Genomic DNA, 24,967 nt, shown 5'->3' with positions numbered 1-24,967 from the left:
TTATGTCGCCAGCCGGGCGCTGGCAAACAGCACCTGGTCGATCACCGCCTGCACATTTTTGAGGTGCGCATCATCGAGCAGCTTGCCGTCCGCGTCAAAAGCGGTGCCGGCGCGGCCCAGGGCAAAAGCCTTGGGCGCGACCCAGCACTGCGCGTTGAGCAGCAACGGCACCAGATGGCTTTGCGAACGCAGGCCGCCCAGCGCACCGGGCGAGGCGCTGAGAACGCCCACGACTTTGCCAGTGAAAGACTTGAAGCCTTCGTGCCAGGCCGGGTCGCTCTTGACGGGGCTGGAGACCCAGTCGATGGTGTTCTTGAGCAGCGCGGTGTAGCTGCCGTTGTACTCGGGCGAGCAGATGATCCACGCCGGGTGTTCAAACATGAGCTGCTTGAGTTTCATCACGTCGGGCGGCGTGCCCTGCGCCTCCAGGTCGGCGTTGTACATGGGGATGTCGAAGTCGGCCAGCTCGATGTGGGTGACTTCGGCGCCGCTGGCGCGCGCCAGTGTGGCGGTCACCTGGGCGAGTTTGCGGTTGAAGGAGTTTTGGCGGGTGCTGCCAGCAAAGACGAGTAGTTTCATGCCCGCTATTGTGGCCGTTAGGGTGCCGGCTTTGGGCCCTCTGCCGCACACAATCGTCTTTCAGAAGTCTTTTGGGTCTGCAGCCCAAGCAGGGAAAGCGCGGGCAGCTATTAATTTGATAGCTAAACCCTGAGGCCAAGCAAGGCCATGCCCTCCGGCGGGCCGCACAAATCAGGCCTCGCCTGATAAAATCACGCCTTCGTCCTGTGGGGACCGATGGGCCAGGGCACCGCATGGCGTGCCGTGCGGCTGCGGCAGGCCTGGCCACCATCGACACCGGACCGCTCCATGGCATGCAGGCGCCCCAGCCTGAAAGCCGCTTTACCCGAAGGAGGCGTGATGCACTCGCCTTATGTTTACCCGCAAGAATTTGACGTGATCGTGGTCGGTGGCGGCCATGCCGGCACCGAGGCCGCGCTGGCTTCCGCACGCATGGGCTGCAAGACTTTGCTGCTGACCCACAACATCGAGACCCTGGGCCAGATGAGCTGCAACCCGTCCATCGGCGGGATCGGCAAGGGCCACCTGGTCAAGGAGGTGGACGCCATGGGCGGCGCGATGGCACTGGCCACCGACGAAGGCGGCATCCAGTTCCGCATCCTGAACAGCTCCAAGGGCCCGGCCGTGCGGGCCACCCGCGCGCAGGCCGACCGCATTCTGTACAAGGCGGCGATTCGCCGCAAGCTTGAGAACCAGCCCAACCTGTGGCTCTTCCAGCAGGCGGTCGACGACCTGATGGTCGAGGGCGACCGGGTTGTCGGGGCGGTGACGCAGGTCGGCATTCGCTTTCGTTCGCGCACCGTGGTGCTGACGGCCGGCACTTTCCTGGACGGCAAGATCCATGTTGGGCTCAATAACTATTCGGCGGGCAGGGCGGGCGACCCGCCGGCGGTATCGCTTTCGGCCCGGCTCAAGGAACTCAAGCTGCCGCAAGGCCGGCTCAAAACCGGCACGCCTCCGCGCATCGACGGCCGCACCATCGACTTCAGCAAATGCACCGAACAACCCGGCGACGGCATGCCGGGCGGCACTGAAGGCCCGGTGCCGGTGTTCAGCTTTATGGGTGGCGGCATTGCCCATCCGCGGCAAATGCCGTGCTGGATCACCCATACCAACGAGCGCACCCACGAGATCATCCGCTCCGGTTTTGACCGCAGCCCCATGTTCACCGGCAAGATCGACGGCGTCGGCCCGCGCTATTGCCCGAGTGTGGAAGACAAGATCAACCGCTTCGCCGACAAGGACAGCCACCAGATTTTCCTGGAGCCGGAAGGCCTGACCACGCACGAGATCTACCCCAACGGTATTTCGACCAGCCTGCCTTTTGACATCCAGTACGACCTGGTCCGTTCCATGGCGGGGATGGAAAACGCCCATATCCTGCGACCCGGCTACGCCATCGAGTACGACTACTTTGACCCGCGGGCGCTGAAATCCAGCTTTGAAACGCGCGCCATTGGCGGGCTGTTTTTTGCCGGCCAGATCAATGGCACCACCGGTTATGAAGAGGCGGCGGCCCAGGGCATGTTCGCCGGTATCAACGCCGCACTGCAATGCCAGGAGAAAGAAGCCTGGTTGCCGCGGCGCGACGAAGCCTACCTGGGCGTACTGGTCGACGACCTGATCACCAAGGGCGTGACCGAGCCTTACCGCATGTTCACCAGCCGGGCCGAGTTCCGCCTGATGCTGCGCGAGGACAACGCCGACATGCGCCTGACCGAAAAGGGCCGGGAACTGGGTCTGGTAGACGACGTCCGCTGGGATGCTTTCAACCGCAAGCGCGACACTGTTTCACGTGAAACAGCCCGGCTTCGGGCAATCTGGGTCAACCCCAACAACCTGCCGGTGGCCGAAGCTGAGCGGGTTCTGGGCAAGTCCATCGAGCGGGAGTACAACCTGCTCGACTTGCTGCGCCGCCCGGATGTGAACTACGCCGGACTGATGTCACTGGAGGAGGGCAAGTACGCCAACCCCGAACTGGCCGCCGAAGCAGCGGCCAGCGACGACATGGCCAAAAGCGTGATCGAGCAGATCGAGATCACGGCCAAGTACGCCGGCTATATCGACCTGCAAAAGACCGAGGTCGAGCGGGCCGCGCACTACGAAAACCTGAAACTCCCGACGGATCTGGATTACCTGCAGGTGCCCGCCCTGAGCTTTGAGGCGCGCCAGACCCTGGCCAAACACCGGCCCGAAACTCTGGGTTTGGCCTCCCGGATTTCCGGCATCACGCCCGCCACCATTTCCCTGCTACTGGTGCACCTGAAGAAAAACCTCTGGAAAAACACGACGCCGCTCCAGGCGGCCGGGGCTTCCACCGAAAAAGCCCAAGCCTGATGCGGGGCGGTGAACAGGATTTGCGCGCCGGCCTCAAGGCGCTGCAGCTGGACTTGAGCGATGCACAAGTCGGCCAGTTGCTGGATTATCAGGACCTGATCGGCAAATGGACCAAGGTTTACAACCTCACGGCCGTGCGCGACCCGGCTGAAATGCTGACCCACCATTTGCTGGACAGCCTGGCGGCGGTGCTTCCGCTGCGCCGGCAACTGAAAAAAGCCGGGCTGGAGCAGGGTGCTCGCTTGCTGGATGTGGGTTCCGGCGCCGGCCTTCCGGGTGTCGTTATTGCGATTTGCTGCTCCAATGTAGCGGTGACTTGCGTGGATACGGTGGCCAAAAAAGCCGCGTTTATCAAGCAAGCGGCGCTGGCTTTGAAGCTACCCAACCTCTCCGGCCTGCACGCCCGGGTCGAAACCATCACCGCCCCTTTTGACGTGATTTGCTCCCGGGCCTTTGCGTCCTTGGTCGATTTCACCAACTGGTCGACCGACGCGCTGGCACCGCAAGGTGTGTGGATGGCCATGAAGGGCAAACACCCGGCCGACGAAATTGCCGCCCTGCCAGCCGGCGCTGAAGTGTTTCACGTGGAACAACTGCAAGTTCCGGGGCTGGACGCCGAGCGCTGCATTGTCTGGATGCAGGCGAAAGCCGCCGCCAGCCCGGCCTGAAAACCGGGGCCGAGCGCCTCAGCCCGTTGTTCGGGCACAAAAAGAAACCTCTGCGGACACTGAATCAGCCCTGATCGGGCTGGTTTGGCATTTCTGCGGCACACCCCTGTCGTAAACTCACAGCCTCACTTCTCTCTACTTTCTGGAGAACCTCCATGTTGGGCTCATTCGTCGCTACTACTGGTGTGGCCGACTACGGCGCTTTTGTCGTCGCCATCATTGTCTTTTTGCTGATTCCCGGTCCGGGCAACCTGGCGCTGATCACCTCGACCAGCAAGGGTGGCATCGCGGGCGGCCTGGGTGCAACCTTTGGCGTGATTGCTGGCGACCAGGTTTTGCTCTGGGCGGCGGTCGCGGGGGTGTCGGCCATCATGGCGGCCTACCCGACGGCTTTTCATATCGTCCAGTGGGCGGGTGCCATTTACCTGGCCTGGCTGGGCATCAAGATGTTGATGGCCAAGCCCGGTGACGCGCCCTTGCTCAATATCAAGCCGCGCCACTACTTTCAGCAGGCGATGATGATCACCTTGCTGAACCCCAAGGCCATCGTGTTCTATATGGCTTTTTTCCCGCTGTTTGTCGACCCGGCCCTGCACCAGGGGCTGAAGACTTTTGCCGTGATGGCGGCCACGATTGCGGGCCTGACTTTCCTGTATGGCCTGACCTCGGTCATGATCACCTACCACCTGGCTGAGCGCATACGCGCCAACCCGAAAATCACGGCGGCCCTCAACAAGCTGGCCGGCGTTTTCCTGATCGGCTTCGGCCTCAAGCTCGCGGTCTCCAAATGAATAACAAAAATCACATGAATAACAAAATGCAATTTTTCGACGGGCCGCCCCTAGAAAAATTAGCCCCCTCGGGGGGCAGCGCCTTACACGCAGTGAAAAGCGTGGGGGCTCTTTGATGGCCAAAATATTCTGCATAGCCAACCAAAAGGGTGGGGTAGGGAAGACAACAACGACGGTGAACCTGGCCGCAGGCCTGGCCAAAGTCGGCCAGCGTGTGCTGATGATTGACCTGGATCCGCAGGGCAATGCCACCATGGGTTCAGGCGTCGACAAACGCAAGCTGGAAATGACGGTGTACGACGTGCTGCTGGAATCGGCCTCGGTGGCCGAGGCACGCGTGCACAGCGAGAAGTGCGGCTACGACGTGTTGGGCGCGAATCGCGAACTGGCCGGCGCAGAGGTCGAACTGGTCGATGTCGAGCGCCGCGAAAAGCGCCTCAAGCTGGCGCTGGCCGAGGTCGACAGCCAGTACGACTTCGTGCTGATCGACTGCCCGCCGTCGCTCAGCATGCTGACGCTCAACGGCCTGTGCTGCGCGCACGGCGTGATCGTGCCCATGCAGTGTGAATACTTTGCGCTCGAAGGCCTGACCGACCTGGTCAACACCATCAAGCAGGTGCACGCCAACCTCAACAAGGACCTGCAGATCATTGGGCTCTTGCGCGTGATGTTCGACCCGCGCATCACATTGCAGCAGCAGGTGAGCGACCAGCTCAAGGAACACTTTGCCGACAAGGTGTTCAACACCGTGATCCCGCGCAACGTGCGCCTGGCCGAAGCGCCCAGCTACGGCTTGCCGGGCGTCGTGTTTGACCCGGCCTCCAGGGGCGCGCAGGCTTTCGTCACGTTTGCCGAAGAAATGGTGGGGCGCATCAAGGCGATGTGAACCGCACAAGTGCTGTTCTGTAAGCAAAAATGCCTGCAGACCAATAAGCACGGGCGCAAGCAGCTATTAAAATCATAGCAAGCTGATTCTTCTTTTCATGAAACCCGACAACGTCCTCATTCTTCCCGGCTGGAAAAACAGCGGCCCCGGCCATTGGCAAACGCTGTGGGAGGAGGTCGACGGCTACACCCGCGTGGAGCAGCACAGCTGGATGCACCCACTGCGCGGCGACTGGACGGCGCGCCTGGAAGAGGTGCTGTTGTCCTGCGACGAACCTGCGGTGCTGGTGGCGCACAGCCTGGGCTGCATGCTGGTGGCGGCCTGGGCCAGCCACTCCAGGAACATTCACCGCGTCAAAGGTGCGCTGCTGGTGGCCCCGCCTGACGTCGACCGCGAAGACGTGCGTGAGCTGCTGCCCAGCTGGTCGCCAGTGCCGCTGAACAAACTGCCGTTTGAGAGCGCGCTGTTTGCCAGCATTGACGATCCTTTCTGCGCGATCCAGCGGGCGCGGCAATTCGCGGCCGCGTGGGGCTCTACCTTTGTGGACACCGGACCTTGCGGGCACCTGAATGCCGAGAGCGGCCTGGGCGGCTGGCCCGAAGCGTACCTGCGGCTGCTGCAGCTCAAGGACCTGACCTCGCCGGCCATTGAACCTTCACCCGGCATCACCCCTGGCCTATGACCTCATTTTTTTATCAACGCACGCGCGCGCGCTACCTGCAACTCGCCCTGATAGTGCTGGCGACAGGGGCGAGTGCCTCTCTGCATGCCGAGCCTGATGAAGAGTTGCTTGGAAAATCGCAAAATTATCCGCTGGGCAACGTGAACAACTGGCAGCTCAACCCTTTTCGCGTTGGCTCCTGGTCGGCGCTCGACAAAGTGCCCGGGGTGCGGATCCGCGTGGTCGGGCACCCGGCCGAGGCCAGCCCCTTGCCGCGCGCAGCCAGCCCGGCGGCGGTCAGCTACCGCTACAAGAACACGAACTACACGCTGGCCGACTACCTGGACCGCCAGCGCGCCACTGGCCTGCTGATCCTGAAAAACGGCGAGATCGTCGCCGAGCACTACCGCTACGGCCGTAAGGACGACGCGCGGTTTTTATCTTTTTCCATGGCCAAGAGCGTGACCTCGCTGCTGGTCGGCAAGGCACTCTCGCTCGGGTTGATTGCCTCGCTCGACGACCCCACCGAAAAATACGCAAGAGACCTTGCCGGCAGCCCCTATGGCGCCACTACGATTCGCCAGCTGCTTCGCATGAGTTCAGGGCTGACGTTTACCGAACGTTACGATGGCAAGGACGACATCGCGCGCCTGTCGCGCGCCTCGTTCGGGACGCCTGGTGCGGGCATGCCGCTGGATGTGCTCAAGTCCATCACCGACCGGCATTCACCCCCCGGCGAAAAGTTTGTCTACGCCGGCTCCGAGACCGACGTGCTGGGCCGCGTGGTGGTGGCCGCCACCGGCAGGAACATGTCCGAGCTCACCACGGAGTGGCTGTGGAAGCCCATGGGCGCCGAACATGATGCCTTCTGGCGTGTCTCCGCCGACGGGCAGGAGCAATCCTACGGAGCCTTCAACGCCACCCTGCGCGACTGGGCGCGGCTGGGCCAGTTGCTGGCCAATGACGGCCGTGCCATCGACAAGGCCACCGGCAAACCCGGCGCATTGCAGGTCTTGCCGCTGGACTACCTGCTGGACGCCACGGATCCGGCGCGCCAGCCGCCCGCGTTCAAGCCGCGCAAGGCCACGCCTTACTTTGGTTATGGCTACCAGTTCTGGCTCATGCCGCTGCGGGCACGCACTTTTGCCATGCAGGGCATCCACGGCCAGACGGTATATGTGCAGCCGTCCACCGGCATTGTGATGGTGCTCACCTCGGTGTGGGAACAGGCCGGCGGCAAACAGGATGCGCAACCTTATGAAGAGCGCGACGCCCTTTGGCGCGGCGTGCTGCAATCACTGGGCGGGGACCTCACGCCCGGCTCGCAATGACGAATTGAAAGAAAGAAAAAAACCATGGTCACCAAAAAACCCAAGGGCCTGGGCCGCGGGCTCGAAGCACTGCTCGGCCCCAAGGTCAGCGAGACCGCCACCGACGCGGAAAACGCCAGCAGCACGGCCAACAGCCCCGGCTTGCCGGCGTCGCTGCGCCTGTCCGATATGGTCCCGGGCCAGTACCAGCCGCGCACCCGCATGGATGAAGGCGCGCTCTATGAGCTGGCCGAGTCCATCAAGGTGCAGGGCATCATGCAGCCCATCCTGGTTCGCCGGCTGACCAGCGGCGCCAACGACGGCAAGTACGAAATCATCGCCGGCGAGCGGCGCTTTCGCGCGGCCAGGCTGGCCGGGCTGGACGAGGTGCCGGTGCTGGTGCGCGACGTGCCCGACGAGTCGGCCGCCGCGATGTCGCTGATCGAAAACATCCAGCGCGAAGACCTGAACCCGCTCGAAGAGGCCCACGGCCTGCAGCGCCTGGTCAAGGAATTCGGCCTCACGCACGAGCTCGCCGCGCAGGCCGTCGGCCGCTCGCGCAGTGCTGCTTCCAACCTGCTGCGGCTTTTGAATTTGGCTGATCCGGTGCAAACGATGCTGATGGCGGGCGACCTGGACATGGGTCACGCGCGCGCCTTGCTGGGCCTGGACCGTGCGGCACAGATCACCGCGGCCAACCAGATATCGGCCAAAAAAATGTCGGTGCGCGAGGCCGAAAGCCTGGTCAAAAAACTCAGCGCTGAGTTTTCACTGAAGCCGCAAAAAGCCACCAAGGAAAAGTCCCGCGACACCCGCCGCGTGGAGGAAGAACTCGCCGACCTGCTGATGGCCAATGTGGAAGTGCGCATCAAAAAACAGGTCAAGCGCAACGGCCGGCGCGAAGACATGGGCGAGGTGGCGATCCAGTTCTCATCGATGGACGAACTCAACGGCCTGATCGAACGCTTGCGTGGCAATAAATAGACTGTTTGGGTTATTTTTCGCCGATGAATCGGGTGGTGATAGTTAAAATGTGAACTAATTCACGACTTTTGTGACTCTTACAAGGCTTTCTCCAGAAAGCGGGTGACGGCTGGCGCCCACATGCTTATTGTTACTACATGTAATTATTTGTGTGTTTGCGTATGAATTACCTGGCGAATCGTTCTTTCCGTAGCGCTCACCTGGCCCGGTTCGGCGTCACCACCGTCTCCGACATGACAGACTGGATCAAGCCAGGCTGGCGAGAAGGGTTTGCCGGCCTTGGCGCCTGCGCCACCCTTGCGGTGGTGATGGCCTTGGCGCCTCAGGCCGCAAAGGCGCAGCAAACCATTGAGCGCGTCAAGCTCACGGACAACGACCTCAGCTGCCAGCAGATGTACGCCGAGGCGCAGCAGATGGACACCACCATGGCCCTGGCGGGCCCGGCCCTGGCGGTTGTCAGCGCAGCGCCCGCGGCCACTGCCACGCCCGTTGCCGTCGTGCCCGGTGGCGCGCTCACGCTGGCGCAAATGCATGCGCCGACCGCCGCGCTGGCCACGCAGCAGGGGCTTTCGACCCAGTACCAGCAACAAATCGCCAACAACATGGCGGCGGCCCAGCAAAACGGGCGCAATTCCGCTGCGCCATCGCCCGCGCAGCCCAGCGGCCTGGCCGGTGCGCTGGGCGCAGGGATGTTGGGCTCCTTGCTGGCGCGCACCGGTGCCGCAGCTGCCGCCACCGCCACCGTACCGGCGCCAGTTCAGGCGGCTGGTGCTGGTCTGGGGGCCCAGGCCAGGGCGCGCAAGGATCACCTGACTGGCTTGTTCCTGTCCAGGGGCTGCAAGCTCTCGGAAATGCAGAAGTAGCCCCCAATTTTTTACCCCCGTTTCCCCCAACCTCCATCAACCTTACCTACTGCAGGACCGGTCATGAAACAACACTCCCTTGCCGCCGCGCTGGCGCTTTCCCTGGTGGCTGCCACCGCATCTGCGCAAACCATCGAGCGCGTAAGGATGACGGACAACGACCTCACGTGCCAGCAGATCTATGGCGAGATCGGACAGATGGACAGCGTGGTCACGCGCGCCGCCCAGTACACCGCGGCACCGGCCACTGCGGCTCCCACAGATGCAGGTAGTCAGGTTGCCGGAGCGGTGGTGCAAACTGCGCTGGCCACCGCAGCGGCCAATACGGCGGCGCAAAACGCCGGCGGCTTTGGCGGATTCGGCGGCGGCCTGGGCGGCATGTTTGGCGGCATCGTGCAGCAGCTGGCAGGCAATACGGCCCAACAGGCCGCCAACAGTGGCGTCGCCCAGCAGCAGGCCGCAACCGCGCAGCAACAGGCCATTGCCCTGCAGAGCCAGCAGGCGCAGGGCCGCAAGGAACATCTCACTGGCGTGTTCCTGGCCAAAGGCTGCAAGATGAGCGATATCCAGAAATAATTGAGCCCCCACGCTCCCCCACTGCGTGTGGGTCGCTGCCCCCCGAGGGGGCCGCCCGCCCTCCGGCCCGGCAAAGCCGGTTCCGGGGCTCATGCTGGGTTGAAGAATTCTTTGGGCACTATCAAGCGGGGGCCGCGGGACTGGCTTTGCCAGACCGCAGGCGCCGCCCCCTCGAGGGGGAACGGGCTACACGAAGTGAGCCCGGACGGGGGTGGTTATAGATCGCACGGCACGAGCTGGTGAAGAGGGCCTCAGTTCAACAGCCCGCTTTTTAGCGGGCTTTTCACATCCACTGCAAACGCGCAGTAGAGCTCGCTTCACAGCGAGAAAATCTTGCCCGGGTTCATGATGTTCTTCGGGTCGAGCGCGCGCTTGATGGTGCGCATCATGTTGACTGCGCCGTCACCGGCTTCGGTTACCAGAAAGTCCATCTTGTGCAGGCCCACGCCGTGCTCGCCGGTGCAGGTGCCTTCGAGCGCCAGCGCGCGGGTGACCAGCTTGTGGTTCAGCGCTTCGGCCACTTCGCGCTCCTTGGGAATCGTCGGGTCGATCAAATAGCCGAAGTGGAAGTTGCCGTCGCCGACATGGCCGACGAGGAAGTAGGGAATGCCGCTGGCATCGACTTCGGCCACCGACTCCAGCAGGCAATCGGCCAGGCGCGAAATCGGCACGCAGGTGTCGGTGGAAATCGCGCGGCAGCCGGGACGCGACTGGATGGCCGCGAAGTAGGCGTTGTGCCGTGCCGTCCACAGGCGCGTGCGCTCTTCCGGTGTGCTGGCCCATTCAAACGCGTTGCCGCCGTGGCCGCTGGCGAGCTCCTGCACCAGCTCGGCCTGCTCTTTCACGCTGGCGGGTGAGCCGTGAAACTCCATCAGCAGCATGGGCTCTTCGCGCAGCGTGAGCTTGGAGTGCGCATTCACCATGCGCACCGTGTTGTGGTCGATCAGCTCCACGCGCGCAATCGGAACACCCAGCTGGATGATTTCGATGGTGGTGCGCACGGCGGCTTCGATACTCGGAAAGGAGCACACCGCAGCGGAGATGGCTTCAGGCAGGGGGTACAGCCTGACGGTGACTTCGGTGATCACGCCCAGCGTGCCTTCGCTACCCACCATCAGGCGCGTGAGGTCGTAGCCCGCCGATGATTTCTTGGCGCGCGTGCCGGTGCGGATGACGCTGCCGTCTGCGGTGACGACCTCCAGTGCCAGCGCGTTCTCGCGCATGGTGCCGTAGCGCACCGCATTCGTGCCGCTGGCGCGCGTGGCGCTCATGCCGCCCAGGGTCGCATCGGCGCCCGGGTCGATGGGGAAGAAGAGGCCGGTGCTTTTGACCTCTTCATTGAGCTGCTTGCGCGTCACGCCCGCCTGCACGGTAACGGTCAGGTCTTCGGCATTGATGGACAGCACCTTGTTCATGCGGCTCACGTCGATGCTGATGCCGCCCTGCACGGCCAGCAGGTGGCCTTCCAGCGATGTGCCCACGCCGAAAGGAATCACCGGTACGTTGTGCCGGGCGGCCAGCTTCACCGCATCTGCCACGTCTTGCGTGCTTTCGGCAAACACCACGGCCGAAGGCGGCGGCGCGGCGAAGGAGGACTCATCGCGGCCATGCTGCTCGCGCACCACCAGGGCGGTGGAGCAGCGCTCGGCAAAGCGGGCTTTCAGCGCGTCGATCAGCGCGGCAGGGGTTTCGCGCTGGCAGATTTCGGGAAGCAGGTGCGTGGGCAGGGGGGCGTTCATGGTGTCTCCGGGTCGGTGGCACAGTTTACGACGTGTCCGTCGTTCCTGCCAGCCATTGACCCGGTGAAAACCCCCTTGGTGACGGCGCGGCGCCGGTCAGGAACTTGCTGCCTTGATCAGCTCGCCCAGCGAGATAAAGGTGTCGTGGTTGGTGTCGATTTGCTCGAAGCGCTGTGCCACGGCGGGAAAGTGCTCGGCTTCCTGGCGGTCCAGCTTGCCGTCCTTGTTGGCGTCCGCACGGTTGAAAGCCGCTTCAATGTCTTTACTGGTCACACGGTTTTGCGGCACGGCGCCGGCTGCGCCGCCCGTACCCGGGGATGAAGGCGCCACCTGCGCAGGAGGGCTGTTGGGGCTGGCGGGCGAGGGCGTTGCAGTTTGCGCCCGTGCGGCGCCGGCTGCACCCACGGCCAGTGCGGCCACCAGGAGCACGCTGCGCAACTCGAAGCCGGGAATAGAATGTTTTGTATGCTGTGTTGCTGTCGTGTGCATGGTCATGCGAAGAGTCTTTCAAGGAGTGAACAAGCAACCATTGCAACCCAGCCTGTCCGTTGCGGCCAGCAGTTTTGCAGGGTGTTTCCTCACTCACATGATGGCGTACGACGACACATTTTCTTGCCCGGCGTAACGCTTGGAGCTTCATGCACTTTCACCGCGCTTCACCGCGTCTCAGACCATGGCCAACAGACTCTCACAGATCGCAACGCGCACCGGCGATAACGGCACCACCGGCTTGGGCGACAACACGCGTGTGTCCAAGGACAGCCTGCGTGTGCATGCCATGGGCGATGTCGATGAACTGAATTCGCACATTGGCGTGTTGTTGTGCGAAGAGCTGCCGCCGGGCGTGCGCGAATTGCTGGTGGAGGTGCAGCACCAGCTCTTCAACCTGGGCGGCGAACTCTCCATTCCCGGCTTTGAACTGCTCAAGCCCGAAGCCGTGGCGCTGCTCGACGACGCGCTGGCCCAACACAATGCGAAGCTGCCGCGCCTGGCGGAATTTATCTTGCCGGCGGGCTCGCGTGCCGCGTCGCTTGCGCATGTGTGCCGCACGGTGGCGCGCCGTGCCGAACGATCGGTGGTCGCGCTGGGTGCGGCCGAACCGGTCAAGGAGTCGCCGCGCCACTACCTTAACCGCCTGAGCGATCTGCTCTTCGTTTTGTCGCGCGTACTCAACCGCATGAACGGCGGTGACGACGTGTACTGGAAGAGCGAACGCATGGCACAGGCCGCCGGTACGAAATAACAACAACGGCCTGCGCGGTGTTCTCCGCGTGAACTGCAGCCATGCCTGCCAGCCGTTGTCTGTAAACAGGTCCCGTTCGGGTGCGGTTGGAGCTGGCGGTTCTGCTATCAATAAGATAGCGTATTGCGCGCGATCATCAAGCGTTGCAGCACTAAAACATCTTGATCTCAAGTTGCCGTCGGGTTCTGGCCAAAAAAATGGCGCTTCTAGACCCGCGTCAGCATGTGCGCCGGCAGCCAGCCGGAGAAGGCGGGCAGCAGCGCATTGATGCGCCGCGCTGCCTCCTCCTGATAGAACTGGCGGGCGACCAGCTGGAAGATCTCTCCCCGCAGCTGCCAAAGGTGCTGTGCGGTGTGCGCCTCGTCGATGCGCCAGTGCATGCGTTCGCACATGGGCCCTTCGCATCGTTGCAGCGTATCGTGGAGCTGATGGCGCAGCTGGTCCAGGTCCAGCGTCGATGGCTCCAGGGCACTTTCATGCGGCCGGCTGTGCAGCGACTTCATCCATGCCATGGCGGTCTTCTCATGTGGAGGGCCTCGATACAGCTGGGCGTCAGCGCACAAAGCGGCCCTCGAGGCTCACGATGGAGAGGTCCGCGAAGTCCAGGCCCGTGTGGTCGTCGGGGCTGAAGCTCACTTCCAGCCCGCCCAGGTCGAAGCGTTTCATGCCTTCCAGGGCCGCCTGCAGCGTCTCCCGCGTCGGGTTCTTGCCCGCGCGCCGCAGGCCCTCCACCAGCACCTTGGCAGCGGCATAGCCTTCCAGCATCGCCGGCGACAGCGCTATCCCCTTGGCTTTGGCCAGGTCGTTGGCTTCCTGCACCATCGTGTAGGCGTAGGAGCGCTCCGCCGGGTAGACCTGCGTGACGATGACGCCGCGTGAATACTCCCCCAGCGCCTTGATAAAGCCCGTCGATGCATTGTTGGACAAGGTGACCACGCGCACGGACGACTTGGTGGCGCGCAGGGCCCGCACCCCTTCCGCCACGGCGTTGCTCGAGCCGATCCAGAGCACGGCTTGTGCATCGCTTGCCAGAATGGGTGGAACAAGCTGGTTGTAGTCGGGCTTGCTGCGGTCCGCTTTCAGGATATTGGTGGGCTTCAGCTTCGCCTGCGTAAAGCCCTTGTTGGCCCCTTCCAGCCCGTCACGGCCAAAGGAGTCGTCCGCATGCACCACAGCGATACGCTGGATGCCCAGCGTGTGCAGGTGCTCGATGGCCTTCTCGGCCTCGCGCTGGTAGGTTGCGCGCACGTTGAAGACATAGCGGTTGACCGGCTGGTGCAGGATCATCGCGCCCGTGGAGGGGCCGACCAGCGGCATGTGGTTGGCTAGCAGTACGGGCAACACGGCTTCGGTGGGGGGCGTGCCGCGCGTCAGGAACAAGGCGACGGCGCCGCGCTCGGCCAGCTTTTGCGCGTTCTCGCCGGCGAGCTTGGGGTCGAACTTGTCGTCCAGTGACACCAGCTCCAGCTGCCGGCCCGCGATCCCGCCCCGCGCGTTCACCGCGTCCAGCCACAGTCGTGCGCCGTCGGTGTTTTCCTTGACGCCCGCGGCCACGGGACCCGTGAAACCGGCTGTCTGGCCGATCAAAATCTGTGCGTGTCCCGCGCCGCACAGGACGGCTGCCAGCAGCGCTGTGGCCCATCGACTTACAGTTTTTGTGTCCATTTGTTACCTTTCGTCTTCTTGTCGGCGAACGATACAAATGCGCATCTATAAGATCAAATACGATTCAAACCATCTCTTGAGACGAAAAAAATATGGAGCTGACCCCTGTCGTTATGAGCAGATTTGGCCTCTGGCGCGGCTTTCGGAGGGAAGGCCTCATCACAGCCCCTGAAAACACCGATAACCGTGGCCGTGAATGTGCGCCTGGCCAGGCAAAGTGCAGGGTGGATATCTGGCGCGGGAGAATTGTTGCTATTTGTAAATATGCAGCTTGTGCGTAGCCATCAAGGGTGGGTGCGCCATTACACCTATCACCCTTCGAATCGCCTCACCCCGGCCGCAGCATCGCCATCGTGATGCGCGAGACACAGGTCAGTTCGCCCGCGTCATTGGTGAGCTCGATTTGCCAAACCTGCGTACTGCGCCCTATGTGCACGGGCCGCGTGGTGCCGGTGACCCAGCCGCTGGTGACGCCCTTGAGGTGGTTGGCATTGATGTCCAGCCCGACAGCGCGGTGCCCTTCGGGTGCCGCATAGGCCGCGCCGCAAGAGCCCAGGGTCTCCGCCAGCACCACCGATACGCCGCCATGCAGCAAGCCATAGGGTTGCACCGTGCGGCGGTCCACCGGCACGCGGGCACGGATGAAGTCGTCACCCACCTCCAGGAATTCGATGCCCAGATGGGTGACCGCACTGTCGGCATTGTGGTGCGTGAGCAGTTCGACGGAGATGGGCTGTTTCCAGATGCGCATGAGGGTTCTCACAGGGCTGATACCCCCTCACTATAAGGTTGCGGCCTACAGCGCTTGGGCACCTTGTCGCGTAGGCTGCAGCGGCGGCCGGGCTTAAGCTGGCCGTATGAGACACACGGAATACATGAACCTGGATTACCGGGACCGGGGCTGCCCGGCTCCATCGGGCCGATGACACGTTCGCACAAATGGCTGGCAGGGCTGCTGGGTGTCGCACTGGCCCTCGGCTTGCTGTGGTTCGCCGCACTCCGGCTGTTGCCGAGTGACGAGGAACTCGCGCAGCGTGCTGCCACCGAGCTTGAGGCGCAATTGGGCGTCAAGGTCCGTGTCGGTGCATTGCACTGGCGTTTGCTGCCTTCGCCGGCGGTGGTGATTGAAGAGGCCAGCACGGAACAGCCCCAGCCGATCCTGATTAAAAAACTCACCGTCTATCCGGACCTCTTCGCCCTGTGGCAACGCCGCGTGAAAATTGACCGCGCCGATCTGGAAGGTGCCGTGGTGCCCCAGCTGTCGCTGCGCGGATTGGGGAAACAGCGTGAAAAAAAAGACGAGATGGCCGGCGATGAACTGCCGCTGGCGCGCTTTGTGTTTCACGACGTGACCTGGATCTCGCGCCGCGGCATCTCTGTGGTGTATGACGGCGAGGTTGATTTTGACCCCGGCTGGCGTCCGCGCAAGGCCGCGCTGAGGCGTCCCAATGTCGAGCCCACCACCCAGCTGAGCCTGACACGCCAGGGCCAGGAAGACCGCTGGGATACACGCATTCGGGTGGGCGGCGGCACGGCCGATGGGGAAGTCCGGCTCGAGTTTCGCGCCAACGGGCGCATGCATCTCGAAGGCACCCTGCAGCCCCGCGATATCGAAGTTGAAAGTGCATTGGCTGCTTTCAATCGCCGGTCTGTCGTTGCAGGTCGGGCCTCTGGCGAAACCACACTGTCGGCCAACGGCGACACGGTGGCCGAGCTGGCGCAGTCGTTGCACACCAAAACCCCCTTTACGGTGGGCAAGTCCATGCTGCTGCGCTTTGACCTGGAAAAGGCCGTGCGCACGGCCGGCAAGGAACACGCCGGCCAGACACCGCTGGACACCATCACGGGTCAGCTCGACACGCAGAACACGCCCGAGGGTATGGTGGTGACCTACACCGGCGTGAGGGCCAGCTCCGGTGCGCTCACCGCCTCGGGTGACGCCAAAATTGCCAACCGGCAGATCGCGGGCGAGTTTGCCGTTGACCTGGTGGACGGCATAGTGGGCATCCCGCTGACGGTCAGCGGCCCGCTCGACAACGTCAAATTCTCCGTGTCGGGCGGCGCCATTGCGGGCGCCGTGGTGGGCACTGCGGTACTGCCGGGTGTTGGCACGGCCATTGGGGCCCGCATCGGCTCCACACTGGGCAAGATTTTCAGCCCGGGCCCGGCGCAGCCTGCCAGCGCGGCGCGCAGCGGCAAGGCACCCGCCGCACCGCCCAAATCGCGCTGAGGGTCCGATCCATCAACTGCGCCCGGCGGGTCCGGTTGCCGTCAATACCCACATCCGATGCTGAGCTTCTGGCCCTCTGAATTTGCCGCAGGTGGTTAAAATCCCGCTGAAGCAGCGCAAGCCAACACCATCATTTTTTGCGGATACCCACGTTTCAACGACCCGCATCAACCGACCATAAGGCCATCGATATGCCACAGCAGCAGTCTGCCGCTTCCACCACCGCATCGACTCCCCTGGAGCGCGCGCTCGGGCAAAACGAAGCCGTCAAGGACACCGTGGAGCAATCGGCCGCCGAGCTGCTGGTGATCAATACGGTGCTCAAGCAGGAACTCCCGCCGCATGTGCAAGCCGGCGAAGTGGCTCAGGCCCTGCAGAAAACCGACGCCCTCGAAACCCGCATCCAGGAATCCGCTGAAGACCTCGCGCAGGTCAATGAAACCCTGGAACAGGAAATCGGCGAGCGTGCCGACCTGGAACGCGAACTCGCCAGAACCAAGGCGGCCCTTGCCAGGGCTACCGGCCAACCCCAGGCCAAGTAATCCCGGCTAAACCGGCTAAACCGGCTTTGCCGGCGATAAGCCGGGCCATGCCCCGGCAATTTCACAGCTGCCTGCGCTTTGTCATCAATTGGTAAGGGTTTACCCCTAGAATCATTTAATCCTAAATGATTTGCTTTGCCCTTCTGGCGCGCTGCTGTGCGCCGGTTGGCGAGCGGTTTTTACCCTGCAAGGTCACTCGGCCTTGTCTTTTGGCCTTCACGGCTACCCCACCTTTTGGAGATTTGCGATGCTTCGCCGCCGCTTCCTTTCGTTTGCCCCTCAAATGGCTGCCCTTGCCGCCGCCCCTGCCTTCATCCGCAACGCCTACGCCCAGGAAGGCCTGACGGCCAAGGCCATCACCATCGGCAGCACGGGCGCGACCAGCGGCCCGCTGGCCGGTGTGGGCGCCGAGTTGAAGCAGGGCGTCGATGCCGCCATGGGCGAGATCAACGCCAAGGGCGGCGTGAATGGCCGCATGCTGCAGTTCCAGATGATGGACGACGCCTATGTGCCGCAGCGCAGCGCCGACAACGTCAAGAAGATGATCGGTGACGGCAGCATTTTTGCGCTGATGTCCTGCGTCGGCACGCCCAACAACGCCGCCATCATGCCGGTGATTGAAGAGTCCAACCTGCCTTACGTCGGGCCGCGCTCGGGCGCCTCGTCGCTGCGCAAGCCCGGAATGCGCAACGTGTTCCACGTGCGCGCCAGCTTCACCGACGAAACCCAGCGTCTGGTGCAGCGGCTCGTGAGCATGGGCATGAAGGACCTTACCGTCGTTTATCTGGACAACGACTACGGCAAGGAAGTGCTGGCCGACGTCAATCGCGCACTCCAGGCGCAGGGCGCGAAGGCCGCTGCGCAGGTGGCGCTCGCCGTCGACGGCAAGAACCTCAACGACGTCGTCAGCCAGGTCGTCGCGGGCAAGCCCGGCGCCGTGCTGCTGGGGACCGCCGGCTCGGCTTCGGTCGGCGTGATTGCCGCGCTGAAGAAAGTTTCGCCCATGCTGCCCATCGCGGGCCTGAGTGTCACGCTGTCAGGCGAAGGCATCAAGGCGCTGGGCGCGGCCGGTTCCGGCCTGGCGCTGACCATGGTGTTCCCCGACCCGTATCGCGCCAGGCTCGAGGTGGTGCGTGAGTACCAGGCCGCCATGCGCGCCATCGGCCAGCAGGAGTTCTCGCTCGGCAGCCTGGAGAGTTACATCAACACCCACGTGATGGCCGCGGGTCTGGAGCGCGCCGGCCGCGACCTGACGCGCGCCAAGCTGCGCACCGCACTGGCCGGCCTGCAGAAGTTCGACCTCGGCGGTTTCAGTGTCGACTATGCCGCGCCGCCGTTCGCGGGTTCGAAATTTGTCGAACTGGGTGTTCTCGGCGCAGGTGGACGTTTCCTGGGCTGATGGACCATTGATCCTGGCTGGCAGCGCCTGTTGCCGCCAGCCAGAAAAAAGCCCCGGTTGTTGGGTCAACCGGGGCTCTTGGCATTAAAAAGAAGCTGAAGCCCAATCAGCACTTGCGCTAGCAGCTATCAAATAGATAGCGATTCGTTGATCAGGGTTTGCGGCTCAGCAAGGCGTACAACAGGATGGCGCCGAAGGTCGCGGTGCCGATGCCACCCAGTGCGAACTGGCCGAACTTCAGCGTGAAGTCACCGGTGCCGAGCACCAGCGTGATGGCGGCAACAATCAAATTGCGGTTGTCCGAAAAGTCCACCTTGTTGTCGACCCAGATCTTGGCGCCGGCCACGGCGATGAGGCCGAACACCACGATGCTCACGCCGCCCATCACCGGCAGCGGAATCGCCTGGATCAGCGCGCCGAACTTGGGGCTGAAGCCCAGCACCACGGCGATCAGCGCCGCCACCACGAAGACGGCGGTGGAATAGATCTTGGTCGCCGCCATCACGCCGATGTTCTCGGCGTAAGTCGTCACGCCGGTGCCGCCCGCGCTGCCCGAGACGATGGTCGCCACGCCGTCGCCGATGAAGGCGCGGCCCATGTAGACATCGAGGTTCTTGCCCGTCATGGCCGTCACCGCCTTGATGTGGCCGAGGTTTTCCGCCACCAGGATGATGGCGACGGGCGCAATCAGCAGCATGGCATTGGCGCTGAACACCGGTGCTGTGAAGCCCGGCAGGCCGACCCAGGCGGCATTGGCAATGCCCGACAGGTCCATCGGCTTGCCCAGACCCAGTCCGTTGGTCAGCACTGCATAAATCACGCTCGCCACGATCAGGCCGACCAGGATCAGCAGCCGCTGCACCATGCCGCGTGTCATCACGGCCACCAGGGCGACGCTCACAAACGTCACCACCTGCATCCATGAATCGAAATTGCCGGCCGCCATATTCTTGATGGGAATGCTGGCCAGGTTCAGGCCGATCACCGCCACCACGGCGCCGGTGACCACGGGCGGCATGAAACGTTCTATCCAGCCGGTGCCGATGGACTGCACGATGAAGCCGATCAGCGTATACACCACGCCGCAGGCAATGATGCCGCCCAGGGCCACGCCCAGGTTGGCATTCGGCCCCTTGCCGGCGTAGGCCGTGGCGGCAATCACCACACCGATGAAGGCAAAACTCGAACCCAGGTAGCTGGGCACCTTTCCGCCGGTGATGACGAAGAAAATCAGCGTGCCGATGCCGCTCATCAGGATGGCGATGTTGGGGTCAAAGCCCATGAGGATGGGTGCGAGCACCGTGGCGCCGAACATCGCGATCACGTGCTGCACGCCCATCACCGCGGTCTGCGGCCACGGCAGGCGCTCGTCGGGCCCGATGACGCCGCCCTGCTGCAATACCGCGCTGCTTTTTTCTGTCCAGTCCAGCATTCCCATCATGTCTCCTTGTTATAAAAGTGAGGCAATGCTAGGGGGAATGCGCGCGCCGCACAAGAGCGGTGCCGTATGGAGATAAACAGGTTCTCAGGCCAGGAAGGCGGCCACCTCGCGCAGCACCTCATCATCCTTGAGGATTTTGCGATGGCCCAGGCCTTCGGTGGCCACCAGGCGTGCGCCGGCGATCGCCTCGCTATAGGCCACGCCGTCGGCAAAGCGGTTGATGCTGTCCTGCCGGTCATGCACCACCAGCGTGGGCAGGGCGATGCGCGGGCCGACCATCGCCGGCTCGAACTGCGGCATCAAAATGCCTTCGCGCGCCTCGATGCGCCGCTGCATGGCCGCGCGCGTGGATTCGCGCAGGCCGAATACGTGGGCGAACAGCCGCGTGTATTCGAGCGGCGAGGCAGGCGGCGCCAGCAACACCAGCCGGCCGGCCGCCAGCCCGCGGCTGGCGGCATAAGCGCCGGCGTTCGCCGACAGCGAATGCGCCACCACCGCGCGCAGCGTATGGCCCTGTTGCTGCAGCCGTGCGGTCACGTACTCGAGCACGCGCGCAAACTGCGGCAGGTTGGTGACCGAGCCGCTGCTGCGGCCATGCGCCGGCATCTCAACAATCACGGGCCGCAAGCCTTGCGCGCTCAAGACCTCCGCCAGCGCCAGCATCTGCCCGGCGTGTCCGCCCCAGCCGTGCACCAACAGCACCACCGGGCCGGCAGGCGCGACGGGGCGGCTGTACATCGTCACGCTGGCGTCTTCAAAAGGCCATTGCTCAATGTGCCAGTCGGGGCTCCACTTTCTGCGGCGACTCACCCACTTGGGCGGCAGCGGTGTGCCGAACAGGCGGTAAGCCGCCCGCACAGCCAGCGCCGGCCAGAGCTGCTGCGAAGCGCCCAGCCCCCAGCGGAAAATGCGTGTCAGGGGGCTGGCGTTATAAAAGGCCGCGGTGGCCTGGAGCGATGTGCGTGTCATGGTCTGCTGTCTCCGCGGTTTTCAGTACCAGACCCAGTCTTCATTGCTGCGCGGCAGTGTGCGCAGCGAAGCCTGCACCGCCATCACGGCGCGAACGCCAAAATAAATGCCAAAGCCAATGATCAGGATCAACATGATTTCCTCATTTCTCCGCACAGTCGTGCGAAATTAAAACTTGCCAACACATCGAAAATGGCATGGCTGCCCTTTCCGCCCAGTTTGTCTCTTACTTTTTGGTGACTGTCTCGGTCTGGTAGCTCTTGATCAGGCGCTCCCAGGCTGCCTGGGCCCGTTCAGCCGCGCGTGCATCGCGTAGAAAACGGGCATCGTGAAACATCCCCATGGCAATGCTGCTGATTTCCATGACCAGCTGTTCCGCATCGGTGTCGGCCTTCAGTTGACCGGCCTCCATGGCCTGCAGCACGGTGCGCCGCAACGTGGCGCGCCAGCGGGTGACCTCGCTGAACAGCAGGTCGCGCAGCTCGCCTTCGCGGTCGTCCAGCTCAAAGGCGCCCGCCGTGTAAATACAGCCTGACTTGGCTTCCACATCGCGCGTGCGCACAATCCAGCGCTGCACGATGGCTTCCAGCCGCGGCAGGCCCTTGGGCTGCTGCATGGCGGGCACGAACACGTCGGCAATGAAGCGCCGGCCGAACTCTTCGATCACGGCCTTCTGCAAAGCCTCGCGCGAGCCGATGCGTGAAAACACGCCGCTCTTGGAAATACTGATGCGGTCGGCCACAGCCTGCAAGGTGATGGCTTCCAGACCTTCCGCCGCAGCCAGGTCAATGCCTGCGCCGATGATGGCGGCGCGGGTCATTTCGCTTTTCTGGGTTTTGGCGTCCATGCGGCGAATATTAGCACGATTGTGCGAAAGTGCAATCCCCTCACCGCGTCACGGGTTTCGGATCTTCCGCGCAGGGCTAGCAGGCGGCGACGCAATCGATCTCGATGTCAAAGTGCCCTGGCCATGCCGGCACGCAGATGAAAATCCGGGCCGGTGGATCCTGGGGAAAGTAGCGGGCGTAAATAGCATTGACCGTTGCAAATTTCTCGACCGATGTGCAATAGATGTTGCACTTCAGCACCTGGTCCAGCGACGAACCCGCTGTTTCCAGGCAGAGCTTCATCTGCTCCAGCACCAGCTCGGTCTGGCGTTCGAGGCTTGCATTGATGACCTCACCCGTGGCGGGATCAAACGGCGGAAGGCCAGAGACATAGACCGTATCGCCATGGCGCGTCATGACCGAAGTGGGCGCCTTCCACCGCTCGAGCCAGGTTGAAAGGGGCTCGACGCGAATAATCTCTTTGGCCATGCGTTGCTCCTGGGCAGGGTGTGCGGGGTGATGCGGGTACATCCACATTTGTACGCGGCTACGGCACTTCTTTGCTTCGCGCGGGAACGAAGCATTCACACCTGCGGCTAACGGCGACGCCTGATCGTTGGCGTCGGGCCTTTGGGCATCAGCCCCACCGCCGCCCGGGCCAGCGTATCGGCCTCCCGGTTGCGGTGGCGAGGTATCCACACCAGCCGCGCGCTCGCGAAGGAGTGCAGCACGGCGCGCACCTCTTCGAACAGCGGAGCCAGGCGCAGGAATGGCTCCGTGGCAGTTCCCGCCAGCTGCTGGACCACCACGCTGTTGTCGCAGTGAACAAGCAGCGCCGTTGCACCCTGCTGCCCGGCGTACTGCATGGCCGCCATCAGCGCACGCAACTCCGCTTCGTTGTTGCAGCCTCGGCCTTCCGCGGTGATAGACAGCGGATGCCGGCTGCCGTCCGGCCCGGTAACGACTGCACCCAGGCCCATACGGCCAGGGTTCGGCACGGCGCTGCCGTCGCAGTAGATGATCCAGGGGGCGCTATTCAATGAGCACTTCTTTCATGCGGAGTCAGCCAATATAGGCCATGGCGGGGATACCACCGGGTCGCATCCGCCTCGTCCTGGTTTATGGTTACGGCCATGTTCCAGATACGCAAGTACCAAAACTGGCTGCAGGCCACACGCGGCCTGTCATTCGACAACTATGACGCGCTGTGGCGCTGGTCGGTCACCGACCTCGACGCCTTCTGGCAAAGCATCTGGGATTACTTCGAACTGCAGTCGCCCACCGCGCACACGGCCGTGCTGGGCCGGCGCAGCATGCCGGGGGCTGAGTGGTTTCCCGGTGCGCAGGGCAACTACGCGCAGCAGGTGTTCCGCCACACGGCCGCGGCCGACGCGGCGGGCGTGCCTGCCATCGTCAGTCACGGTGAAGCCAGCCTGGCGAACGGCGAAGCAGCGCGGGAACTGGGTTGGGCCGAGATGCGCCGGCAGTCGGCGTCGCTGGCCTTGCACCTGAAGGCGCAGGGCGTACAGCCCGGCGACCGCGTGGCCGCCTACTTGCCCAACACGCCCGAGACCATGGTCGCCTTCCTCGCGACGGTCAGCATAGGCGCCGTGTGGAGCGTGTGCGCGCCCGACATGGGCACGCCCGCTGTGCTGGACCGTTTTCGCCAGATTGAGCCCAAGGTGCTGATTGCCTGTAACGGCGTGCACTACGGCGGAAAGGACATCGACCGCCGCAGCGTGGTGGCGGAGCTGGTTGCGGCGTTGCCCAGCGTCACGCACGTGATCCTTCACGAGGTGCTGCCCGGCAATTCAAATGCTATTGATTTGATAGCTGGTTGCGCATACCTGCAAAGCGCCACAGCCCGAAACGATGCACAAACAGCGGCCTTCGAGCCACTCTGGCTGCCGTTTGACCACCCATTGTGGATCGTCTATTCCAGCGGCACCACCGGCTTGCCCAAACCCATCGTCCACGGCCATGGTGGCGTGGCCTTGGTGGGGCTGGCGCTGCTGCGCCTGCACAACGACCTGGCACCCAGTTATGCCGACCCGGCCAATCCGGAACGATTTCACTGGTACAGCTCCACCGGCTGGATCATGTGGAACGTGCAGGCCGCCAGCCTGCTTAACGGCACGACCTGTTGCATCTACGACGGCAACCCGGCGGGCACGAACAAGGACGCACCTGACTGGACCACACTGTGGCGCTTTGTCGCCAACACCCGCGCTACCTTCTTCGGAGCGGGCGCGGCCTTCTTTGCCAACTGCATGAAGGCGGGCATTGACCTCGCACAGTGCGGAGACCTGAGCCGGCTGCGCACGCTGGGCACGACGGGATCACCGCTGAGTGAGGACACGCAGCGATGGGGAACCGCGCAGTTCGAGAAGCTACGTGATCGGGAAAACCGAAGACGCCTGACCGCCGGGCCGCCCCAAGGCCAGGCAGCCCCCTCGGGGGGCAGCGTATTACACGAAGTGAAAAGCGTGGGGGCACCGATATGGTGGTGCAATATTTCCGGCGGGACTGATTTCGCCGGTGCGTTTATAGGCGGCAACCGCGAACTGCCCGTGGTTCCCGGCGAAATGCAATGCCGCATCCTCGGCTGCGCGGTCGAGGCCTGGAACGACAAGGGCGAGTCCGTCGTCGATGAAGTCGGTGAGCTGGTCTGCACGCAGCCGCTGCCGTCCATGCCGCTTTACTTCGTTGGCGACAAGGACAACCAACGCTACCTCGCGAGCTACTTCGACACCTACCCCGGCGTGTGGCGGCATGGCGACTGGCTCAAGGTTACGCCCTCGGGCAGCTGCATCATCTATGGCCGCAGCGATGCCACTATCAACCGCCACGGCCTGCGCATGGGCACCAGCGAGCTTTACAGCGCGATTGAGGCGCTGCCCGAAGTGCTGGACTCCATGGTGGTCGACCTTGAATACCTGGGCCGTGAAAGTTACATGCCGCTCTTCGTTGTACTGCGTCCCGGCCACGAGCTGGATGACGCGATGAAAGCCAAACTCAACCAGGCCGTCAAGACCGCGCTGTCGCCGCGCTTTGTGCCCAACGACATCTTCGCCGTGCCGGAAATTCCGCGCACGCTCTCGGGAAAGAAGCAGGAATTGCCGATCAAGAAACTGCTGCTGGGCCAGCCGCTGGAGAAGGTGGTGAACCGCGACGCGATGGCCAACCCCGGTTGCCTGGACTGGTACGTGGCTTTCGCGCAAAAGCGTGCCGCAGGTGATCGACGGGATTGAGCAGGC

General features: G+C 63.4%; 25 protein-coding genes. 14 read left to right on the top strand and 11 right to left on the bottom strand.

What is annotated here, in order from left to right; translation table 11 throughout:
* Positions 1 to 579 (bottom strand): NADPH-dependent FMN reductase, encoded by a 579-nt coding sequence (locus tag AC1DY9_RS16045; RefSeq protein WP_457281849.1) that lies wholly within the window; start codon positions 577 to 579, stop codon positions 1 to 3.
* A 339-nt stretch (positions 580 to 918) separates the two neighbouring features.
* Between AC1DY9_RS16045 and mnmG the strand changes: the two genes are divergently transcribed.
* From mnmG to AC1DY9_RS16000, 9 genes are all read left to right on the top strand, one after another.
* Complete coding sequence (mnmG, locus tag AC1DY9_RS16040) at positions 919 to 2,916, top strand: tRNA uridine-5-carboxymethylaminomethyl(34) synthesis enzyme MnmG (RefSeq protein ID WP_457281848.1); 1,998 nt, start codon at positions 919 to 921, stop codon at positions 2,914 to 2,916.
* Positions 2,916 to 3,584: a 16S rRNA (guanine(527)-N(7))-methyltransferase RsmG gene (gene rsmG / locus AC1DY9_RS16035; RefSeq protein WP_457281847.1), complete on the top strand. Its 669-nt coding sequence runs from the start codon at positions 2,916 to 2,918 to the stop codon at positions 3,582 to 3,584. Before mnmG ends, rsmG begins: the two co-directional genes overlap by 1 nt.
* Before the next feature lie 155 nt (positions 3,585 to 3,739).
* Entirely contained in the window at positions 3,740 to 4,375 is a 636-nt protein-coding gene (locus AC1DY9_RS16030; protein ID WP_457281846.1) for a LysE family transporter, read from the top strand.
* A 115-nt stretch (positions 4,376 to 4,490) separates the two neighbouring features.
* Entirely contained in the window at positions 4,491 to 5,261 is a 771-nt protein-coding gene (locus AC1DY9_RS16025) for a ParA family protein (protein WP_457281845.1), read from the top strand.
* A gap of 97 nt (positions 5,262 to 5,358) precedes the next feature.
* Positions 5,359 to 5,943 carry an RBBP9/YdeN family alpha/beta hydrolase gene (locus AC1DY9_RS16020; RefSeq protein ID WP_457281844.1) on the top strand — a complete coding sequence of 195 codons (585 nt, stop codon included), beginning with the start codon at positions 5,359 to 5,361 and terminating at the stop codon, positions 5,941 to 5,943.
* Positions 5,940 to 7,253, top strand: coding sequence for a serine hydrolase domain-containing protein (locus AC1DY9_RS16015; protein WP_477667018.1), 1,314 nt, complete (start codon positions 5,940 to 5,942; stop codon positions 7,251 to 7,253). The genes AC1DY9_RS16020 and AC1DY9_RS16015 overlap by 4 nt, the downstream gene beginning before the upstream one ends.
* 24 nt (positions 7,254 to 7,277) lie before the next feature.
* A complete protein-coding gene (locus AC1DY9_RS16010; RefSeq protein ID WP_457281842.1) occupies positions 7,278 to 8,216 on the top strand; it encodes a ParB/RepB/Spo0J family partition protein in 939 nt (312 codons plus the stop codon).
* Positions 8,217 to 8,449: 233 nt separating this feature from the next.
* Positions 8,450 to 9,079 (top strand): hypothetical protein, encoded by a 630-nt coding sequence (locus AC1DY9_RS16005; RefSeq protein ID WP_477667017.1) that lies wholly within the window; start codon positions 8,450 to 8,452, stop codon positions 9,077 to 9,079.
* Between the two features lie 63 nt (positions 9,080 to 9,142).
* Positions 9,143 to 9,655, top strand: coding sequence for a hypothetical protein (locus tag AC1DY9_RS16000; protein ID WP_477667016.1), 513 nt, complete (start codon positions 9,143 to 9,145; stop codon positions 9,653 to 9,655).
* A 317-nt stretch (positions 9,656 to 9,972) separates the two neighbouring features.
* Here AC1DY9_RS16000 and AC1DY9_RS15995 read toward each other — a convergent pair whose 3' ends face one another.
* Both AC1DY9_RS15995 and AC1DY9_RS15990 read right to left on the bottom strand, forming a co-directional pair.
* Positions 9,973 to 11,394: an FAD-binding oxidoreductase gene (locus AC1DY9_RS15995; protein WP_457281839.1), complete on the bottom strand. Its 1,422-nt coding sequence runs from the start codon at positions 11,392 to 11,394 to the stop codon at positions 9,973 to 9,975.
* 96 nt (positions 11,395 to 11,490) lie between these two features.
* Complete coding sequence (locus AC1DY9_RS15990; RefSeq protein WP_457281838.1) at positions 11,491 to 11,889, bottom strand: EF-hand domain-containing protein; 399 nt, start codon at positions 11,887 to 11,889, stop codon at positions 11,491 to 11,493.
* A 178-nt stretch (positions 11,890 to 12,067) separates the two neighbouring features.
* Here AC1DY9_RS15990 and AC1DY9_RS15985 point away from each other — a divergent pair, with 178 nt between their 5' ends.
* Entirely contained in the window at positions 12,068 to 12,637 is a 570-nt protein-coding gene (locus AC1DY9_RS15985) for a cob(I)yrinic acid a,c-diamide adenosyltransferase (protein WP_477667015.1), read from the top strand.
* 206 nt (positions 12,638 to 12,843) lie between these two features.
* Here the strand turns inward: AC1DY9_RS15985 and AC1DY9_RS15980 are convergent, their stop codons facing one another.
* The 3 genes from AC1DY9_RS15980 to AC1DY9_RS15970 all read right to left on the bottom strand — a co-directional run bounded on the left by AC1DY9_RS15980 (position 12,844) and on the right by AC1DY9_RS15970 (position 15,053).
* Complete coding sequence (locus tag AC1DY9_RS15980; RefSeq protein WP_457281836.1) at positions 12,844 to 13,149, bottom strand: hypothetical protein; 306 nt, start codon at positions 13,147 to 13,149, stop codon at positions 12,844 to 12,846.
* A 40-nt stretch (positions 13,150 to 13,189) separates the two neighbouring features.
* On the bottom strand, positions 13,190 to 14,302 hold the full coding sequence (locus AC1DY9_RS15975; RefSeq protein ID WP_457281835.1) for an ABC transporter substrate-binding protein: 1,113 nt from the start codon (positions 14,300 to 14,302) through the stop codon (positions 13,190 to 13,192).
* Between the two features lie 328 nt (positions 14,303 to 14,630).
* Positions 14,631 to 15,053, bottom strand: coding sequence for a hotdog fold thioesterase (locus AC1DY9_RS15970; RefSeq protein ID WP_477667014.1), 423 nt, complete (start codon positions 15,051 to 15,053; stop codon positions 14,631 to 14,633).
* 171 nt (positions 15,054 to 15,224) lie between these two features.
* On the opposite strand from AC1DY9_RS15970, the gene AC1DY9_RS15965 reads away from it, so the two are divergent.
* The 3 genes from AC1DY9_RS15965 (at position 15,225) to AC1DY9_RS15955 (ending at position 18,473) form a co-directional block, all read left to right on the top strand.
* Positions 15,225 to 16,532, top strand: coding sequence for a hypothetical protein (locus AC1DY9_RS15965; RefSeq protein WP_477667013.1), 1,308 nt, complete (start codon positions 15,225 to 15,227; stop codon positions 16,530 to 16,532).
* Positions 16,533 to 16,723: 191 nt separating this feature from the next.
* Positions 16,724 to 17,074 (top strand): hypothetical protein, encoded by a 351-nt coding sequence (locus AC1DY9_RS15960; RefSeq protein WP_457281832.1) that lies wholly within the window; start codon positions 16,724 to 16,726, stop codon positions 17,072 to 17,074.
* Between the two features lie 247 nt (positions 17,075 to 17,321).
* Entirely contained in the window at positions 17,322 to 18,473 is a 1,152-nt protein-coding gene (locus AC1DY9_RS15955) for an ABC transporter substrate-binding protein (protein WP_457281831.1), read from the top strand.
* Positions 18,474 to 18,624: 151 nt separating this feature from the next.
* On the opposite strand, the gene AC1DY9_RS15950 is transcribed toward AC1DY9_RS15955, so the two are convergent.
* The 5 genes from AC1DY9_RS15950 to AC1DY9_RS15930 form a co-directional block, all read right to left on the bottom strand.
* Positions 18,625 to 19,911, bottom strand: coding sequence for a solute carrier family 23 protein (locus AC1DY9_RS15950; protein WP_457281830.1), 1,287 nt, complete (start codon positions 19,909 to 19,911; stop codon positions 18,625 to 18,627).
* An 87-nt stretch (positions 19,912 to 19,998) separates the two neighbouring features.
* A complete protein-coding gene (locus tag AC1DY9_RS15945; RefSeq protein WP_477667012.1) occupies positions 19,999 to 20,883 on the bottom strand; it encodes an alpha/beta hydrolase in 885 nt (294 codons plus the stop codon).
* Positions 20,884 to 21,109: 226 nt separating this feature from the next.
* Complete coding sequence (locus AC1DY9_RS15940; protein ID WP_457281828.1) at positions 21,110 to 21,730, bottom strand: TetR/AcrR family transcriptional regulator; 621 nt, start codon at positions 21,728 to 21,730, stop codon at positions 21,110 to 21,112.
* Between the two features lie 76 nt (positions 21,731 to 21,806).
* Positions 21,807 to 22,199, bottom strand: a complete 393-nt coding sequence (locus tag AC1DY9_RS15935) for a RidA family protein (protein WP_477667011.1) — start codon at positions 22,197 to 22,199, stop codon at positions 21,807 to 21,809.
* Positions 22,200 to 22,306: 107 nt separating this feature from the next.
* Complete coding sequence (locus tag AC1DY9_RS15930) at positions 22,307 to 22,750, bottom strand: ribonuclease HI family protein (RefSeq protein WP_457281826.1); 444 nt, start codon at positions 22,748 to 22,750, stop codon at positions 22,307 to 22,309.
* A 93-nt stretch (positions 22,751 to 22,843) separates the two neighbouring features.
* Between AC1DY9_RS15930 and AC1DY9_RS15925 the strand changes: the two genes are divergently transcribed.
* Positions 22,844 to 24,961, top strand: coding sequence for an acetoacetate--CoA ligase (locus tag AC1DY9_RS15925; RefSeq protein WP_457281825.1), 2,118 nt, complete (start codon positions 22,844 to 22,846; stop codon positions 24,959 to 24,961).
* Positions 24,962 to 24,967 lie beyond the last annotated feature (6 nt).

The organism is Polaromonas sp. P1_F6, assembly GCF_056405695.1.
This window is presented reverse-complemented; position numbering and strand designations above follow the sequence as displayed.